Below are 16,156 nucleotides of genomic sequence, written 5' to 3'. Positions count from 1 at the left end.
GCGCGCTTTACTGGCGCGCCGTGCGCGCGTTGTCCGGCATGGGCAACGTGAAGTTGGTGCGAAACGGGTTGATGTCGAGCCCCCCGCGGCGCGTGTAGCGCGCATACACGGCCAGCTGGCTCGGTTTGCACTGGCGCATGATGTCCATGAAAATGCCTTCCACGCACTGCTCGTGAAAGCCGGTATGGCGACGGTACGAAATCACGTACTTGAGCAGCCCCTCCTGATCGATCGGCGGGCCGATGTAGCGGATCTGCAGACTGCCCCAGTCGGGCTGACCCGTCACGGGGCAGTTCGACTTGAGCAGGTTGGAGACGAGCGTCTCGTCGACGTGCGGTTCATCGTGCGCGGCCTTGAGCAACGCGGCGTCGGGCGCGTAGATGTCCGTTTCGATATCCAGCCGGTCGACGAGCAGGCCATCGAGTTCGTCGAGCTCGAGTTTGCCGAAACCGCCCGGCTCCACGAGACGCACCTGCACGGGTGCGCCTGCCGCTTCCGAGAGGTCCTGCTGGATCAGTGCGCGCGCGGCCTCCGCATTGGCGAGCCGGGTCTGCGCGAACGAACCGAGATACAGCTTGAACGACTTCGATTCGATGATGTTCGGCGAGTCCGCAGGCACGATGGCGGTGAGCAGTGCGATCTGCGGTTTACCCTTTTCGTTGAGCCACGACAGCTCGTAGCCGTTCCAGATGTCGGCGCCGAAGAAAGGCAGCGTGTCGGGCACGCCGATGGCCGCACGCGCCGGCGCGCGCGCGATCGGGAAGAGCAGGTGGGGGGCGTATTGCTCGGTGTAGGAGACTTCCTTGCCGAGCGGGGATTGGTCAGGCGTTGTCATGATTGGCAATGCCACTGACGACATGGCCTGTCGGTGTGAAGCCGGCGGCCGATTCGCAGTGGTGTGTCTGATCGTCGAAGAAGAAATCGGGTTCGAACTCGCGCAGGAACGCGCCCTTGTTCAACCCGCCCAGGAACATCGCCTCGTCGATGTCGATTTTCCAGTCCATCAGCGTGCGAATGGCGCGCTCATGCGCAGGCGCCGAGCGCGCCGTGACGAGCGCGGTGCGAATCTTCACCGGCACTTCGTGGCCTGCGAGGGTCTGCAACCGGTGCAGCGCAAGCAGCAACGGCTTGAACGGGCCGGGCGGCAGCGGTGTTGCCACGCGCTCGGTCTCGTGCTGCTGGAACGCGTCCAGGCCGTTGCGCTGGAAAATCCGCTCGGCCTCGTCGGAGAAGAGCACCGCGTCGCCGTCGAAGGCGATGCGGATTTCGTCGGGATGCAGCTCGGCCTTTTTCGCCGAGTCCGGATAGACGCGCGCGGCAGGGAAGCCCGCGGCCAGCGCGCTGCGCACGTCGCTTTCGTTGGCCGACAGGAACAGGTGAGCGCCCAGGGCGTTGAGGTAGCGGAACGGGTCGCGCCCGCGCGTGAACACGCCGCGCTCGATCTTGAGATCGACCTGGCGTGCCGAGCGAAATACCCGCAAGCCGCTCACGGGGTCGTTGCGCGAGAGCACGACGACCTCCACGCGGTGCGCATCGTCGCGGTTGAACGCGAGCAGTTTCTGCACGAGCGGGAAGGCCACGCCCACGCGCGCCGGCACGTCGAGGCGATCGAGCTGGTAGCGCATGTAGGACTGATCGTCGCCGCTCGCCACCCCGGCCTCGTACACGCGGTTCTCTTCTTCGAAGTCGAACAGTGCGCGCGAGGATATCGCGACGACGAGCTTGTTCTCGAGCGTGATCGGCATGGCGGCGGGGTGGTGTCCTGTCGTTACGTGGCGTGAATCGCAGATGAGCGCAACTTACCCGAGGAACAGCTTGTAGACGGGGTTGTCGCTCTCGTCCCAGTAAGGATAGCCGAGCGTGGCGAGGAAGTCGCGGAAGGCGGCCTTCTCGTCGTCGGGTACCTGCATGCCGACCAGAATGTTGCTGTAGTCGGCGCCCTGGTTCCGGTAGTGAAACAGGCTGATGTTCCAGTTCGGGCTCATGGCCGAGAGGAATTTCATCAGCGCGCCCGGACGCTCCGGAAACTCGAACCGGAACAGCACTTCGTTGCTCGCGAGCGGCGAACGGCCGCCGACCATGTAGCGGATGTGCTGTTTGGACAGTTCGTCGTTGGACAGATCGAGCGTGGGAAAGCCGTGGCGCTCGAAGCCGGCCTTGATGCGCGCGCCTTCGTCGCGGTTGTGCATCTGTATACCCACGAAGATATGGGCGCTCGACGCTTCGCTGATGCGGTAGTTGAACTCGGTCACGTTGCGGCTGCCGACCACTTCGGTGAAGCGCCTGAAGCTGCCGCGCGCCTCCGGGATGGTCACGGCGAACACGGCTTCGCGGGCCTCGCCGACCTCGGCGCGCTCGGCCACGAAACGCAGCCGGTCGAAGTTCATGTTGGCGCCCGAGGTGATCGCGACGAGCGTTTCGCCCTTGAGCCTTTCACGCTCGGCGTAGAGCTTGGCGCCCGCCACGGACAGCGCGCCGGACGGCTCGAGCACGCTGCGCGTGTCCTGGAAGACGTCCTTGATGGCCGCGCACAACTGGTCGGTGTCCACGCGCACGACTTCGTCGAGGTACGCCTCGCACAGGCGGAAGGTCTCTGCGCCGACGTATTTGACCGCCGTGCCGTCGGCGAACAACCCAACATCGTTGAGCAGCACGCGCTCGCCGGCGTGGATGGATTGCGCCATCGCGTCGGAATCGACGGATTGCACGCCGATGATCCTGATTTCCGGGCGGACGGCCTTGACATAGGCCGCCACGCCGGCCGCCAGGCCGCCGCCGCCGATGGGCACGAAGATGGCGTGCAGCGGGCCCTGATGCTGACGCAGGATTTCCATGCCGATGGTGCCCTGGCCGGCGATGACCTCGGGATCGTCGAACGGCGGCACGAAGGTGAGGCCGCGCTCTTCCTGAAGCGTCATGGCGTGGGCGTAGGCGTCGCTGTACGAATCGCCCGCGAGCACGACTTCGACGGCGCGTCCGCCGTGGGTCTTCACGGCGTCGATCTTGACCTGCGGCGTGGTCACGGGCATGACGATGACGGCCTTGCAGCCCAGGCGCGCGGCCGAATAGGCGACGCCCTGCGCATGGTTGCCCGCCGAGGCGGTGAGCACGCCGCGCTCGCGTTCGGCGTCGCTCAGGTTGGCCATCTTGTTGTACGCGCCCCGAATCTTGAAGGAGAACACCGTCTGATTGTCTTCGCGCTTCAGGTAAATTCGATTGTGCAGCCGCATGGAGAGCGTGCGTGCCAGTTCGAGTTCGCTTTCCTTGGCGACGTCGTAGACTTTGGCGGTCAGGATCTTCTTCAGGTAATCGGGAGCTGCGTCGGACATGATTTAAGGTTTCTTCAGGTTAGGCACATCGAGGAACAAAAGGACAATGATAGACCAGCGCTTCCGCCGGGGCGGTCGCGCTTGGTTTCTCGGGAAAACGTGAAAGGGGGTGCGCGCCCTAGCGGAGGTCGTCTGGGGTGTCGATGTCGCGCACGATACCGTCGTCGTCGACATCGACGATCGTAATGTGCTCGCCAATCAACAGGTCGCGCGCGCCGGTGTCGCCGTCGAGGGCGGCCAGACGCGAGGTATAGGCGGAACCGAACACGACGGGATGGCCGCGTTGTCCGCGATAGCTCGGCGCGACGATGGCCTCGGACGAGGTGAGCCCGCCGGCGAGCGCGCGAATGGTGCTGGTGTGGATGTACGGCATGTCGGCCAGCGCAACGAGCCAGCCGTCGAGATGTTCGAGCCCCGGGGGCGGCGCTTCGTCGGCGCCGGCGCGGATGCCCGCCGCGAGCGTCGCGCCCATGCCGCGCCTGGTGGCGTGGCTCATCACGACTTCGCAACCCGCCTGCAACAGCACGTTCTCCAGCTCCGCCGAGTCCGGCCGCACCACCGCGATCACGCGCGGCAATGCCGCCAGCAGCGCATGCGCGCTGGCGAGGGCAACGGGTCGGTTCAGGGGATCTCCGGGCAGCGGCGCAAGCAGCTTGTTCCGGCGCCCAGCCGCATCGAAGCGGGTACCGAGTCCGCCTGCCAGTAGAATGGCCACGGGCGGCGTCGAGGGACGGGTCATAGGGTGTGCATTATGCGCCAGTCTTTTCGTTTGTGCCAAACCCGCGTGCCCGCCACGGCGCCGGAACCGCCGACCGTCCGGTCGGTCGGACGAGCTCGGAGGCAGAGCACGCGCGGCGTCGCCGTATTGGCCGCGCCCGTCGCGGATGGATCTTTTCCCGGAGTGGTATGGAGTCGTTCATCGCCTGGCTGTTGGGCGCGCTGGCATTGCCCGGCGTCGGCCTGCCGGCCATTTTCATCGTCTCGTTCCTGTCGGCCACGCTACTGCCCATGGGCTCGGAGCCCGCGCTGTTCGGCTACGTGGCGCTCAATCCCCATATGTTCTGGCCGGCCGTCGCGCTCGCGAGCGTCGGTAACACGGCCGGCGGCATGCTGGACTGGTGGATGGGATTGGCCGCGCGGCGGGCGTTCGTTCGCCTGAAAGCGCGCCGGCGCGCGCATGCCCGGGCGGCGGCGCTGGCCGGCGCGAGCGCGGCCAGTATCGGCGCGGGCAACGACAGCGCACAGTGCTCGCTCGCTTGCACGCCTGCGCGCGATGGGCGTGATGGGCGTGATGGGCATGATGGGGACGACACCCCCGGCAAGGCCCCCATGAGCGAACGCTATCACCGCTGGATGCGACGCTTCGGCCCCCGGCTGCTGCTGCTCTCGTGGCTGCCCGTCGTCGGCGATCCGCTCTGCACGCTCGCCGGCTGGCTGCGTCTGTCATGGCGCGCCTGCCTCGTCTACATCGCCATCGGCAAGACCTTGCGCTATCTGCTCATCACCTACCTGATGCTGCGTGTGCCAGAGTCCTTCTGGCAAGGTATCTTCGCACCCTTCAGGCATCTGCTCGTCGGGTGAGGGCGGCCATGAAAAAAAACCGCACGCCCATGAGAAAGCGTGCGGTGCTCTTACTTCGGCCGCGATGCGTCGGGCCTCGCCCTCATGCCGCCGTCATGCTGTCGTCGTCATGTCGAACGGCAGGGCGCGCTGGCGCTTGCCCGTCAATGTGAACAGCGCGTTTGCATACGCCGGCGCCAGCGCCGGCAATCCCGGCTCGCCCATGCCTGTCGGCGCGTCGCCCGAGCTTACGATGTGCACGCTGATCGCCGGCATGTCAGTCAGGCGCGCCACCGTGTACTGATGGAAGTTGCTCTGCTCGACCTCGCCGTCCTTTAGCGTGATCGCCGCACCGGGCAGCGTCGTGCCCAGACCCATCAGCGCCGCACCCTCGACCTGCGCCGCGACCGTCAGCGGATTCACCGCAAAGTTGCAATGCACGCCCGCCGTCGCACTCACCAGACGCGGCGATCCGTTGCGAATCTCGGCAACGACCACGTAGGCCACCACGGAGTCGAACGACTCGTGCACGGCCACACCCCACGCCTGTCCCTTGGGCAGCTGGGTCTTGCCGTAGCCGGAACGCTCGACCGCCAGCGCCAAGGCCGCCTTGTGACGCGGGTGCTTGTCGCCCATCAGCGCATAGCGGTACGCCACCGGGTCCTGACCGGCGTTCTTCGCCAGTTCGTCGATCAACGTTTCCATGACGAAAGCCGTGTGCGTGTTGCCCACGGAGCGCCACCACAGCACCGGTACGTTGGCCTGCGGGCTGTGCAGGGTCAGGCGCAATGGCACCGCGTATGGGGTTCCGGACACACCCTCGACGCTGGTGCCGTCGATGCCGTTCTTCACCAGCATCTTCTCGAACGGCGTGCCCTGCAAAATGGACTGCCCCACGATGGTGTGATTCCACGCCAGCACGTTGCCCTTGGCATCGAGGCCGATCTCGGCGCGATGCACGTACATCGGGCGATAGTAGCCGCCGCGGATGTCGTCCTCGCGGCTCCAGATCACCTTGATCGGCTCGCGATGGCCCGCGCGCTTCCATGCCTTCGCGACCTGCGCGGCTTCGACGCCATAGTCGGACGTGGGCACCGCGCGCCGGCCAAAGCCGCCGCCGGCCATGAGCGTGTGCAACTTGACCTGCCCGGGCTCGAGGCCGAGCGTGCGGGCAATGGCCGCCTGGTCGACGGTCTGGAACTGGGTGCCCGTCCACACTTCGGCCCCGTGCTCGGTGAGCTGCACCGTGCAGTTGAGCGGCTCCATCGGGGCATGCGCGAGATACGGAAAGCTGTATTCGGCCACCAGGGTCTTCGGCGCGCCTTTGAGCGCCGACACGTCGGCGTCGAGCGCCACGATGCCCGGCGTCCTGGCCATTTCCTTGTATTTGGTCAACTGTGCCGTGGTGTCGACATGCTCGACGCCCGCCGTGTCCCACGTGGGCTTGAGCGCATCGCGCCCGGTCTTGGCCTGCCAGTAGCCGTCGGCGATGACGGCCACCGCCGTGCCGCCCCGGTCGTCGGGGATCTCGAGCACGTCGCGCACGCCCTTGACGGCGCGCGCGGCCTTCGCGTCGAAGCCCTTGACCTTCGCCCCGAAGACGGGCGGGCGCGCCACGACGGCCACCTTGAGGTTCGGCAGCTTGAAGTCCATGCCGTACATGGGCGCGCCGGTGGACTTCGCGCGTGCGTCGAGCCGTCCGGTGGGCTTGCCGAGCAGGCGGAACCGGGACGGGTCCTTGAGCGCCACCTCGGCCGGCACCGGCAATGTCTGGGCCTTTGCCGCCAGACTGCCATACGTGGCGCGCTGTCCGTTCGGCCCCAGCACTACGCCGTTTTCGGTGCGCAGTTGCGCCGGCGGCACGTTCCACTGCTGGGCCGCCGCCGCCATCAGCATGGCCCGCGCCGAGGCGCCAATGCGCCGGTATTGCAGCCACGAATGCGCGACGGAGCCGGAGCCGCCGGTCATCTGGATGCCGAACAGCGGATCCTTGTAGACGTCCGCCGCTGGCGCCAGCTCGCTGCGCACCTTGCTCCAGTCGCAGTCGAGTTCTTCGGCGACGAGCATGGGCAGCGCGGTCTGCACGCCCTGGCCGAAATCGAGGCGGTTGACCTGGATGGTGACGGTGTCGTCCGGCGCGATGCGCACGAACGCCGACGGTACGACCGGTGCAGGCGCGCTGCCCTGGGCGCTCGCGGTGCGCATGGCGCCCGGCACGGACATCTCGAGCATCAGGCCGCCCGCGGCCAGCGCCGAAGTCTTGAGAAACGCCCGGCGCGACACGCCGGCGTAGTCGCCCACGGCAACACCCTGGAACGGGGCAAAGCGGGAGAAACGAAGTTCGCGCATGTCGATCCTCCTCGGTTCAGGCCAGCGACGCCGCGGCGTCCTTGATCGCCGCACGGATGCGGGCATAGGTGCCGCAACGGCAGATGTTGCCGGCCATCGCGGCGTCGATCTGCTCGTCGTTCGGCTTCTTGTTCTCGCGCAGCAACGCGGTGGCCGACATGATCTGGCCGCTCTGGCAGTAGCCGCACTGCGGCACGTCGTGCCTGACCCAGGCTTCCTGCACCGCGCGCCCGACCGGGTCGGTGCCCGCGCCCTCGATGGTCGTGACCTTCTTGCCCGCCACGGCGGAAACCGGGGTGACGCAGCTTCGCGTGGCCGCGCCATCGATATGCACGGTGCACGCGCCGCACAGCGCCATGCCGCAGCCGAACTTGGTGCCGGTCATGTTGAGCGCGTCGCGCAAGGTCCAGAGAAGTGGGGTGGCAGGATCGACATCGACCTGCACGGGACGGCCGTTCAGTTCAAACGAGACCATAAAGACACCTCTTGACGGGTGGATGGATCGGGGATCGGCCAAACATACTCCCATTCGTTGGAACTTTCAGCGCACGAATTCGCCGCGAACCGTTGTGTTTATTGGGATATAGCGCTGTACCAGCGTCGGAACCTGCAAGCGTCGAAGCCATGGTGGCCCCGGGTCGTTAATTTGTCGTCAACGCGGCGATGAGCCGGGCCGGGGCGGTCAGAAGAGGGCGCTCGCCGGGAATTCGTGGTGGATCCCTGCGCGGGAAGGGCGAATCCGGAGCGGCGCCGACGTGTTGCGGTGCAATGAAGTACAATTCGGCCTACATTCCCCTACCAACACTTTCCCAAGCCGGAAGAAAGATCTGGGCATGCGCAACAACTGCCTCACCCCTCAGTGCTTCTTCTCGATGACCGGACACGATTCGTCATCGACGTCTTCGCACGGCAGTCGCCGATCTCGCTGATCGCAGATCGTCCGTTTGCCGGCTCGCGCGCACCTATCGCGTCCCCCGCCGGCATCCCAGCGCATTTTCCGATTTTGACTTTCGGCGCGTCCCGCGAGACGAACGCCGACGGCGGATGCACCGCCGCACTGACGAGCCCGACAAGATGAACGCACCCTTGCCTGCCTTCGAGCCGCACGACGCAAAGCACGCCGTAGCCGCGCAACCGCCGCGCCTGCGCGAAATTCCCTATAACTACACGTCGTTTTCGGACCGCGAGATCGTCATGCGCCTGCTCGGCGCCGACGCCTGGGCCATCCTCGACGAACTGCGCGCCGAGCGCCGCACCGGCCGCTCGGCCCGCATGCTTTACGAAGTGCTCGGCGACATCTGGGTCGTTCGCCGCAATCCCTATCTGCAGGACGATCTGCTCGACAATCCGAAGCGGCGCAAGCTGCTGATCGACGCACTCGAGCACCGCCTGAACGAGATCGACAAGCGCCGACGCGCCGATGTGGCCGAACACGCCGACGCCCACGGCCGCGAGCGCGCCGCGCGCGTCGAGCAGCTCGAGAACGCCGCGCGCCGCGCCGTGGCCGAGTTCGCCGGCGAGTTCGAGAAGATGGCGGAACTGCGCCGTCGCGCGAAGAAGGTGCTGGGCCGCACGACTGCCCACGACAACATCAAGTTCGACGGCCTGTCGCGCGTCTCGCACGTGACGGACGCGACCGACTGGCGTGTGGAGTACCCGTTCGTGGTGCTCACGCCGGACACGGAAGAGGAAATGGCGGCGCTGGTGAAGGGCTGCTTCGAGCTGGGGCTCACGGTGATCCCGCGCGGTGGCGGCACGGGCTATACGGGCGGCGCGATTCCGCTCACGCCGTTCTCGGCCGTCATCAACACGGAAAAGCTCGAACAGCTCGGCGAGGTCGAATACTCGCACCTGCCCGGCGTGGACAAGCCGGTGCCGACGATCTTCTCGGGCGCGGGCGTCGTCACGCGCCGCGTGGCCGAAGCCGCGGAGCGCGCGGGGCTTGTATTCGCCGTGGACCCGACCTCGATCGACGCCTCGTGCATCGGCGGCAACGTCGCCATGAACGCCGGCGGCAAGAAGGCCGTGCTGTGGGGCACCGCGCTCGACAACCTGGCCTGGTGGCGCATGGTCGACCCGCAGGGCAACTGGCTGGAAGTCACGCGTCTCGATCACAACCTGGGCAAGATTCACGACATTCCGGTCGCCCGCTTCGAACTGAAGTGGTACGACGGCAATCAGGCGCCCGGCGCCGTGCTGCTCAAGACGGAACGGCTCGAGATCGAAGGCCGGCGTTTTCGCAAGGAAGGCCTTGGCAAGGACGTCACGGACAAGTTTCTTGCCGGTCTGCCGGGCGTGCAGAAGGAGGGCTGCGACGGTCTGATCACGAGCGCACGCTGGATTTTGCACAAGATGCCGGCGCACACGCGCACGGTGTGCCTGGAGTTCTTCGGTCAGGCGAAGGAAGCGATTCCGAGCATCGTCGAAATCAAGGACTACATGTTCGCGCAGACGGCGGCGGGCGGCGCGATTCTCGCCGGCCTCGAGCATCTGGACGAGCGCTATCTGCGCGCCGTCGGCTACGCCACGAAGTCGAAGCGCAACGCGTTCCCGAAGATGGTGCTGATCGGCGACATCGTTGGCGACGACGACGCCGCCGTGGCGCAGGCCACCTCGGAGGTGATCCGTCTGGCCAACGGCAAGAGCGGCGAAGGCTTCGTCGCGGTCTCGGCCGAAGCGCGCAAGAAGTTCTGGCTCGACCGCTCGCGCACCGCGGCCATCGCGCGCCACACCAACGCCTTCAAGATCAACGAGGACGTGGTGATCCCGCTGCCGCGCATGGGCGAGTACACGGATCACATCGAACGCATCAACATCGAGCTCTCGCTCAAGAACAAGCTGCAACTGGTCGACGCCCTCGAAGCGTTCTTCGAAGCCGGCAACCTGCCGCTCGGCAAGACGGACGACGCAAACGAGATTCCCTCGGCCGAGCTGCTCGAGGACCGCGTGCAGACGGCGCTCACGCTGCTGCGCGACGTGCGCGCGCGCTGGGAATTCCTGCGCGATCACTTCGAGCTGCCGCTCGCGAACGCCATTGCCCTGCTCAACCGCTACGGCATTCGCGATTTGGACGTCGCGCTCAACGAACGCCTGAACAAGCAGCCCGAGACGCGCCTCATCGACCTGTTGCAAGACCGCACGGTGCGCGTGTCGTGGAAGCTGGAGATCCGTGCCGAGCTGCGTCAGATCTTCGCCGGCGCCGAATTCAAGCCGATCCTCGACGAAGCGCAGGCGATCCACAAGCGCGTGCTGCACGGGCGCGTGTTCGTCGCGCTGCACATGCACGCGGGCGACGGCAACGTGCACACCAACATCCCGGTCAACTCGGACAACTACGAGATGCTCCAGGACGCGCACAAGGCTGTGGCGCGCATCATGGACATTGCCCGCTCGCTCGACGGCGTGATCTCGGGCGAGCACGGCATCGGCATTACCAAGCTGGAATTCCTGACGGAGGCCGAGATCGGCGAATTCCGCGCGTACAAGCAACGTGTGGATCCGCAGGGACGCTTCAACAAGGGCAAGCTGCTCAACATGCCGGACCTGCCTGCCGATCTGCGCAATGCCTACACGCCGAGCTTCGGGCTGATGGGCTACGAGTCGCTGATCATGCAGCAGTCGGACATCGGCGCGATTGCCGACAGCGTGAAGGACTGCCTGCGCTGCGGCAAGTGCAAGCCGGTGTGCGCCACGCACGTGCCGCGCGCGAACCTGCTCTACAGCCCGCGCAACAAGATTCTCGCGACGTCGCTGCTCATCGAGGCATTCCTGTACGAAGAGCAGACGCGTCGCGGCGTGTCGATCAAGCACTGGGACGAGTTCAACGACGTGGCCGATCACTGCACGGTGTGCCACAAGTGCGTGACGCCGTGTCCCGTGAAGATCGACTTCGGCGACGTGACGATGAACATGCGCAACCTGCTGCGCAAGATGGGCAAGAAGAAGTTCAACCCGGGCGCGGCCGCGGGCATGTTCTTCCTCAATGCGACCAACCCTGAGACGATCAACGTGACCCGCAAGGTGATGATCGACTGGGGCTACAAGGCGCAGCGCTTCGGCGCGGACATCTTCAAGAAGCTTGCGAAGAAGCAGACGGCCCGTCCGCCCGCCACGGTCGGCAAGCCGCCGCTGCGCGAGGAAGTGATTCACTTCGTCAACAAGAAGATGCCGGGCAACCTGCCGAAGAAGACGGCGCGCGCGCTGCTCGACATCGAGGACAACAAGATCGTGCCGATCATCCGCAATCCGAAGGCGACCACGGTCGACTCGGAAGCGGTGTTCTACTTCCCGGGCTGCGGCTCGGAGCGCCTGTTCTCGCAGGTCGGGCTCGCCACGCAGGCCATGCTCTGGCATGTGGGCGTGCAGACGGTGCTGCCGCCGGGTTATCTGTGCTGCGGCTATCCGCAGCGCGGCTCGGGACAGGGCGAGAAGGCCGAGAAGATCGTCACGGACAATCGCGTGCTGTTCCACCGCGTGGCCAACACGCTCAACTATCTCGACATCAAGACGGTGGTCGTGTCGTGCGGCACTTGCTACGATCAGCTCGCCGGCTATGAATTCGAGAAGATCTTCCCGGGCTGCCGCATCGTCGACATCCACGAATATCTGCTCGAGAAGGGCGTGAAGCTCGATGGCGTGAGCGGCACGCGCTACATGTATCACGACCCGTGCCACACGCCGATCAAGACGATGGACCCGGTCAAGCTCGTGAACCAGCTCATGGGCAGCGAGAACGACGGCTACAAGATCGAGAAGAACGATCGGTGCTGCGGCGAATCGGGTACGCTGGCGGTCACGCGTCCCGACATCTCGACGCAGATCCGCTTCCGCAAGGAAGAGGAAATGCGCAAGGGCGCGGCCAGACTGCGGGCCGACGGCAAGGTGGAGGACGTGAAGATCCTCACGAGCTGTCCGTCGTGCCTGCAAGGCCTGTCGCGCTACAACGAGGACGCCAACGTCACGGCCGACTACATCGTCGTCGAAATCGCCAAGCATGTGCTTGGCGAGGGGTGGCTGGTCGATTACGTGAAGGACGCCAACAACGGCGGTATCGAGCGCGTGCTGGTCTGATGCCTGTTCCGGGAACGCGGCCGATGCCTGACCGACGGACCATGGAGGCGGCATGGAGGTAGTCTACACGGCGCTGATTCTGCTGTTCGTGGTGGCGCTGACCGGCGTGCTGGCCAGCTTCGTCCGATTCCTGCCCGTGCCGCTCGTGCAGATCGCCGTCGGCGCGGCGCTCGCATACCCGGGCGCGGGCCTGCACATCGACCTCGATCCCGAGATCTTCTTCCTGCTGTTCATCCCGCCACTGCTCTTCGCCGACGGCTGGCGCATGCCCAAACGCGAATTCTGGCACCTGCGCGTGCCGATCATCGCGATGGCGCTCGGCCTGGTGATCTTCACGGTGGTCGGCGTGGGCTATTTCATCCACTGGATGATTCCTTCGATCCCGCTGGCCGTGGCGTTCGCGCTCGGCGGCGTGCTCTCGCCGACCGACGCGGTGGCCGTGTCCGCGCTCACCGGACGCATGCGCATGCCCGCCCGGCTCATGCACGTGCTCGAGGGCGAAGCGATGATGAACGACGCGTCGGGGCTCGTCGTCTTCAAATTCGCCCTGGTGGCGGCGACCACGGGCCTCTTCTCCATCGGCAGCGCCACGTTCTCGTTTTTCGTCATCGCGATCGGCGGGCTCCTGGCCGGCTGGGCGGTCACGTGGCTCTTCACGCAGTTCCATCGCCGCGTGATGGACGCGACCAGCGAAGAGCCCGCCACCGTGGTGCTGCTGCTGTTGCTCATGCCGTTTGCCGCCTATCTGCTCGCGGAACACTTCGGCTTTTCGGGCATTCTCGCTGCCGTGGCCGCCGGGATGACGGTCAGCTCCACCGATCTGCTCAACAGCCGCACCGCCACGCGCATTCTCGGCAACGGCGTGTGGTCGATGCTCGAGTTCGTGTTCAACGGCGCGGTGTTCGTGCTGCTTGGCCTGCAACTGCCCGACATCGTGCGCGCGGCGCTGCGCCCGAGCGAACACCTGTGGGGCACGCTGGTGAACCTGGCCGAGCTGATGGGCTATGTCGGGGCGATTTCGGCGGTGCTCATCGTGCTGCGCTTTTGCTGGGTGTGGGTGGCGTGGCGCGTGATGTACTTCCTCGGCATGCGACGCGGCGAAATCACCACGCGCCCGGGCCTGCGCTTTACCGGTGTGACCGCGCTCTCGAGCGTGCGCGGGGCAGTCACGCTCGCCGGTGCGCTCTCGGTGCCGCTGGCGCTGCCCAACGGCGCGCCTTTCCCGGGCCGCGATCTGCTGATTTTCCTCGCCGCCGGCGTGATCCTGCTCTCGCTCATCGGCGGCAGCCTCGGCTTGCCGGTGCTGCTGCGCGGCGTGCGCTGGCCCGCCGAGGATCCGCGCAACCGGGAAATGAGCGAGGCGCGGCTGGCGGCGTCCGAGGCGGCGATCCGGGCCGTGGAGTCGCTGCAGAAGGTGATCGCCAAGTCCGGCGACGAGCTCGACACCGCCGTGTGCGCCGAAGCCGCCGCGCGCGTGATGGGGCGCTATCGCCGCTCGCTCAACGCCTCGAGCGCGTCGGACGAAGCGCGCGAACGTGCGGTGCGCGAGGTGGAAGTGGAGCGGCGCCTGCGCGCGGCGGCGCTGCAGGCCGAGCGCGTGGAGCTCTCGCGTTTGCGCATCACGCATCGCATCAACGACGAGACGCTGCGCGAGCTGCTCAGCGAAATCGACTTCGCCGAACTGGCGTTGGGGCCGGTCGATCCGGCCACCGGCAAACGAACGAAGCGATACAAACACTGACTGACATTGGCGCCGATGCGCGCCGGCGCGGCCGGCGTATCCGGCGTGTCCGGCGTGTGGCATCACCGCCGGGAAGGGCAGGGAGAAACGATCATGGAATGTCCGTTTTGCAACGCAGATGGCGGCGAAGTCGTGTGGCGCGACGCCGTGCTGCGCGTGGTGCTGCCGAGCGAGGACGGTTATCCGGGCTTCGCGCGCGTGATCTGGCACACACATGTGGCCGAGATGAGCGACCTGCCCGAGGCGGCGCGCGAGCATGTGATGCGCGCCGTGTTCGCCGTCGAGACCGCGCAGCGCACGGTGATGTCGCCGCACAAGATCAACGTCGCGAGCCTGGGCAACATGGTGCCGCATGTGCACTGGCACGTCATTCCGCGCTATCGGGACGACGCGCATTTCCCCGGTTCGGTGTGGAGCGCGCGGCAGCGCGAGGTGCCCGAGTCCGTGCTCGCCGAGCGCTGCGCCTGGCGGCCGGCGCTGCGTGAGGCCATCGTGGCAGAATTGGACCGTATGCCGGCCTGGCCGGTGTGAGCGGCCGGGCCAGAGGGGCAAGCCGCCGCACCCGGCTGCGACCAATGCACGCATCGGCCGCCGCGCGGGCTGACCGCGGAGGTCCGAGCGGCTATACTGCCGGCCGGTGTGCCGCGCGCTTCGTCGCGCCGGGTTGCCGCGGGCCTCGCGTATTGCCGCCGTCGGCCGCACGTCGAACGATTTTTCTGGAGCAAGACCATGGCTGGGCTGGAGAAAGACACGCCGATTCCCGTTTCGCTGACGCTGCATCGCGCGTCGAAGGTGCTGGAACTCGGTTACGAAGACGGCAAGCACTACCGGCTGCCCTTCGAATTCCTGCGCGTGCTCTCGCCGTCCGCGGAAGTGCGCGGCCACGGCCCGGGCCAGGAAACGCTGCAGACCGGCAAGCGCGACGTCGACCTCAAGGGTCTCGAGCCGGTCGGCAACTACGCGGTGCGCCCCGTCTTCTCGGACGGGCACGACACCGGCATCTATTCGTGGGACTACCTCTACGAGCTGTGCGTGCGTCAGGACGCACTGTGGCAGGAATACCTGGACAAGCTCGCGGCGGCGGGCGTCGAGCGCGACACGCCGATGCCCTCGCCGGCCAGCGGCCACGGCTGCCACCACCATTGAGGCCCCGGCGGCGCGCTCCCGGTGGGGCGCACCGCACACATGATCTGGGAGATTGCAATGGGTGAACAGACCCACTTCGGTTACGAAACCGTCGACGAGAAGGAAAAGGCCGGCAAGGTCGCCGAGGTGTTCCATTCGGTCGCGAGCAAGTACGACATCATGAACGACCTGATGTCGGGCGGCCTGCACCGTGTGTGGAAAGCCTTCACGATCGGCCGCGCGGCCGTGCGCCCGGGCTTCAAGGTGCTTGACATCGCGGGCGGCACGGGAGATCTGTCCAAGGCGTTTGCGCGCGCGGCCGGCCCGAGCGGCGAAGTCTGGCTCACCGACATCAACGAGTCGATGCTGCGCGTGGGCCGCGACCGCCTGCTCGACGCCGGCATCGTGACGCCGGCGCTGCTGTGCGACGCCGAGAAGCTGCCGTTCCCGTCCGACTATTTCGACGTGGTGACCGTGGCGTTCGGCCTGCGCAACATGACTCACAAGGACGTGGCGCTCGCGGAAATGCGCCGCGTGATCAAGCCGGGCGGCAAGGTCATGGTGCTGGAGTTCTCGAAGGTCTGGCAGCCGTTGGAAAAGGCTTACGACGCCTACTCGTTCAAGGTGCTGCCGTGGCTGGGATCGCGTATTGCCGGCGACGCCGACAGCTACCGCTACCTGGCCGAGTCGATCCGCATGCACCCGGACCAGGAAACGCTCAAGACGATGATGGAAGACGTGGGTCTGGAGCGCGTGGAGTATCACAACATGACGGCGGGCGTGGTCGCCCTGCACATCGGACGCAAGTTCTGAGCCCATAGCGATTCGCCGCGCGGCACCGCCGCGATGGACCGCGCCCCGGCTGGCGGAAGATCTCCGTGCCGGGGCGTTTCTCTAAGTGCAGCCTAATTTTTCTGTGGAAGAATCGCGCACGTCGGTCGCTTGGTTTCGATACGTGAAATTTCACTGAACCAATCGGGTC

12 protein-coding genes are annotated in these 16,156 nt (G+C 66.3%); 6 read left to right on the top strand and 6 right to left on the bottom strand.

Going from position 1 to position 16,156, the window contains the following annotated elements; translation table 11 throughout:
- Positions 1-7: 7 nt before the first annotated feature.
- The 4 genes from queF to PNO31109_RS00305 form a co-directional block, all read right to left on the bottom strand.
- The gene (queF, locus tag PNO31109_RS00320; RefSeq protein WP_150553654.1) at positions 8-835 is read right to left on the bottom strand and encodes an NADPH-dependent 7-cyano-7-deazaguanine reductase QueF; all 828 of its coding nucleotides are present in this window, start codon (positions 833-835) and stop codon (positions 8-10) included.
- Positions 822-1,745: a 5'-nucleotidase gene (locus tag PNO31109_RS00315; protein ID WP_150553653.1), complete on the bottom strand. Its 924-nt coding sequence runs from the start codon at positions 1,743-1,745 to the stop codon at positions 822-824. Before PNO31109_RS00315 ends, queF begins: the two co-directional genes overlap by 14 nt.
- 54 nt (positions 1,746-1,799) lie before the next feature.
- A complete protein-coding gene (gene ilvA / locus PNO31109_RS00310; protein ID WP_150553652.1) occupies positions 1,800-3,329 on the bottom strand; it encodes a threonine ammonia-lyase, biosynthetic in 1,530 nt (509 codons plus the stop codon).
- A gap of 118 nt (positions 3,330-3,447) precedes the next feature.
- Positions 3,448-4,068: a nucleotidyltransferase family protein gene (locus tag PNO31109_RS00305; protein ID WP_150553651.1), complete on the bottom strand. Its 621-nt coding sequence runs from the start codon at positions 4,066-4,068 to the stop codon at positions 3,448-3,450.
- Positions 4,069-4,235: 167 nt separating this feature from the next.
- On the opposite strand from PNO31109_RS00305, the gene PNO31109_RS00300 reads away from it, so the two are divergent.
- Positions 4,236-4,910, top strand: coding sequence for a YqaA family protein (locus PNO31109_RS00300; RefSeq protein ID WP_150553650.1), 675 nt, complete (start codon positions 4,236-4,238; stop codon positions 4,908-4,910).
- A 93-nt stretch (positions 4,911-5,003) separates the two neighbouring features.
- On the opposite strand, the gene PNO31109_RS00295 is transcribed toward PNO31109_RS00300, so the two are convergent.
- Together PNO31109_RS00295 and PNO31109_RS00290 are read right to left on the bottom strand one after the other, a co-directional pair.
- Positions 5,004-7,238 (bottom strand): xanthine dehydrogenase family protein molybdopterin-binding subunit, encoded by a 2,235-nt coding sequence (locus PNO31109_RS00295; RefSeq protein ID WP_241013992.1) that lies wholly within the window; start codon positions 7,236-7,238, stop codon positions 5,004-5,006.
- A 16-nt stretch (positions 7,239-7,254) separates the two neighbouring features.
- Complete coding sequence (locus PNO31109_RS00290) at positions 7,255-7,713, bottom strand: (2Fe-2S)-binding protein (RefSeq protein ID WP_150553649.1); 459 nt, start codon at positions 7,711-7,713, stop codon at positions 7,255-7,257.
- Between the two features lie 599 nt (positions 7,714-8,312).
- Here PNO31109_RS00290 and PNO31109_RS00285 point away from each other — a divergent pair.
- The 5 genes from PNO31109_RS00285 (at position 8,313) to ubiE (ending at position 15,987) form a co-directional block, all read left to right on the top strand.
- Positions 8,313-12,308, top strand: coding sequence for a DUF3683 domain-containing protein (locus tag PNO31109_RS00285; RefSeq protein WP_150553648.1), 3,996 nt, complete (start codon positions 8,313-8,315; stop codon positions 12,306-12,308).
- A gap of 52 nt (positions 12,309-12,360) precedes the next feature.
- A complete protein-coding gene (locus tag PNO31109_RS00280) occupies positions 12,361-14,049 on the top strand; it encodes a Na+/H+ antiporter (protein ID WP_150553647.1) in 1,689 nt (562 codons plus the stop codon).
- A 93-nt stretch (positions 14,050-14,142) separates the two neighbouring features.
- The gene (locus PNO31109_RS00275) at positions 14,143-14,580 is read left to right on the top strand and encodes an HIT family protein (protein ID WP_150553646.1); all 438 of its coding nucleotides are present in this window, start codon (positions 14,143-14,145) and stop codon (positions 14,578-14,580) included.
- A 198-nt stretch (positions 14,581-14,778) separates the two neighbouring features.
- Positions 14,779-15,195: a gamma-butyrobetaine hydroxylase family protein gene (locus tag PNO31109_RS00270; protein WP_150553645.1), complete on the top strand. Its 417-nt coding sequence runs from the start codon at positions 14,779-14,781 to the stop codon at positions 15,193-15,195.
- Between the two features lie 57 nt (positions 15,196-15,252).
- Positions 15,253-15,987 carry a bifunctional demethylmenaquinone methyltransferase/2-methoxy-6-polyprenyl-1,4-benzoquinol methylase UbiE gene (gene ubiE / locus PNO31109_RS00265; protein ID WP_150553644.1) on the top strand — a complete coding sequence of 245 codons (735 nt, stop codon included), beginning with the start codon at positions 15,253-15,255 and terminating at the stop codon, positions 15,985-15,987.
- Positions 15,988-16,156 lie beyond the last annotated feature (169 nt).

This window comes from Pandoraea nosoerga (assembly GCF_902459585.1).
GTDB lineage: Bacteria > Pseudomonadota > Gammaproteobacteria > Burkholderiales > Burkholderiaceae > Pandoraea > Pandoraea nosoerga.
This window is presented reverse-complemented; position numbering and strand designations above follow the sequence as displayed.

Excerpts from the sequence above, each read along its gene's own strand:
- queF (WP_150553654.1), bottom strand. The coding sequence starts at position 835 with ATGACAACGCCTGACCAATCCCCGCTCGGCAAGGAAGTCTCCTACACC.
- PNO31109_RS00315 (WP_150553653.1), bottom strand. The coding sequence starts at position 1,745 with ATGCCGATCACGCTCGAGAACAAGCTCGTCGTCGCGATATCCTCGCGC.
- ilvA (WP_150553652.1), bottom strand. The coding sequence starts at position 3,329 with ATGTCCGACGCAGCTCCCGATTACCTGAAGAAGATCCTGACCGCCAAA.
- PNO31109_RS00305 (WP_150553651.1), bottom strand. The coding sequence starts at position 4,068 with ATGACCCGTCCCTCGACGCCGCCCGTGGCCATTCTACTGGCAGGCGGA.
- PNO31109_RS00300 (WP_150553650.1), top strand. The coding sequence starts at position 4,236 with ATGGAGTCGTTCATCGCCTGGCTGTTGGGCGCGCTGGCATTGCCCGGC.
- PNO31109_RS00295 (WP_241013992.1), bottom strand. The coding sequence starts at position 7,238 with ATGCGCGAACTTCGTTTCTCCCGCTTTGCCCCGTTCCAGGGTGTTGCC.
- PNO31109_RS00290 (WP_150553649.1), bottom strand. The coding sequence starts at position 7,713 with ATGGTCTCGTTTGAACTGAACGGCCGTCCCGTGCAGGTCGATGTCGAT.
- PNO31109_RS00285 (WP_150553648.1), top strand. The coding sequence starts at position 8,313 with ATGAACGCACCCTTGCCTGCCTTCGAGCCGCACGACGCAAAGCACGCC.
- PNO31109_RS00280 (WP_150553647.1), top strand. The coding sequence starts at position 12,361 with ATGGAGGTAGTCTACACGGCGCTGATTCTGCTGTTCGTGGTGGCGCTG.
- PNO31109_RS00275 (WP_150553646.1), top strand. The coding sequence starts at position 14,143 with ATGGAATGTCCGTTTTGCAACGCAGATGGCGGCGAAGTCGTGTGGCGC.
- PNO31109_RS00270 (WP_150553645.1), top strand. The coding sequence starts at position 14,779 with ATGGCTGGGCTGGAGAAAGACACGCCGATTCCCGTTTCGCTGACGCTG.
- ubiE (WP_150553644.1), top strand. The coding sequence starts at position 15,253 with ATGGGTGAACAGACCCACTTCGGTTACGAAACCGTCGACGAGAAGGAA.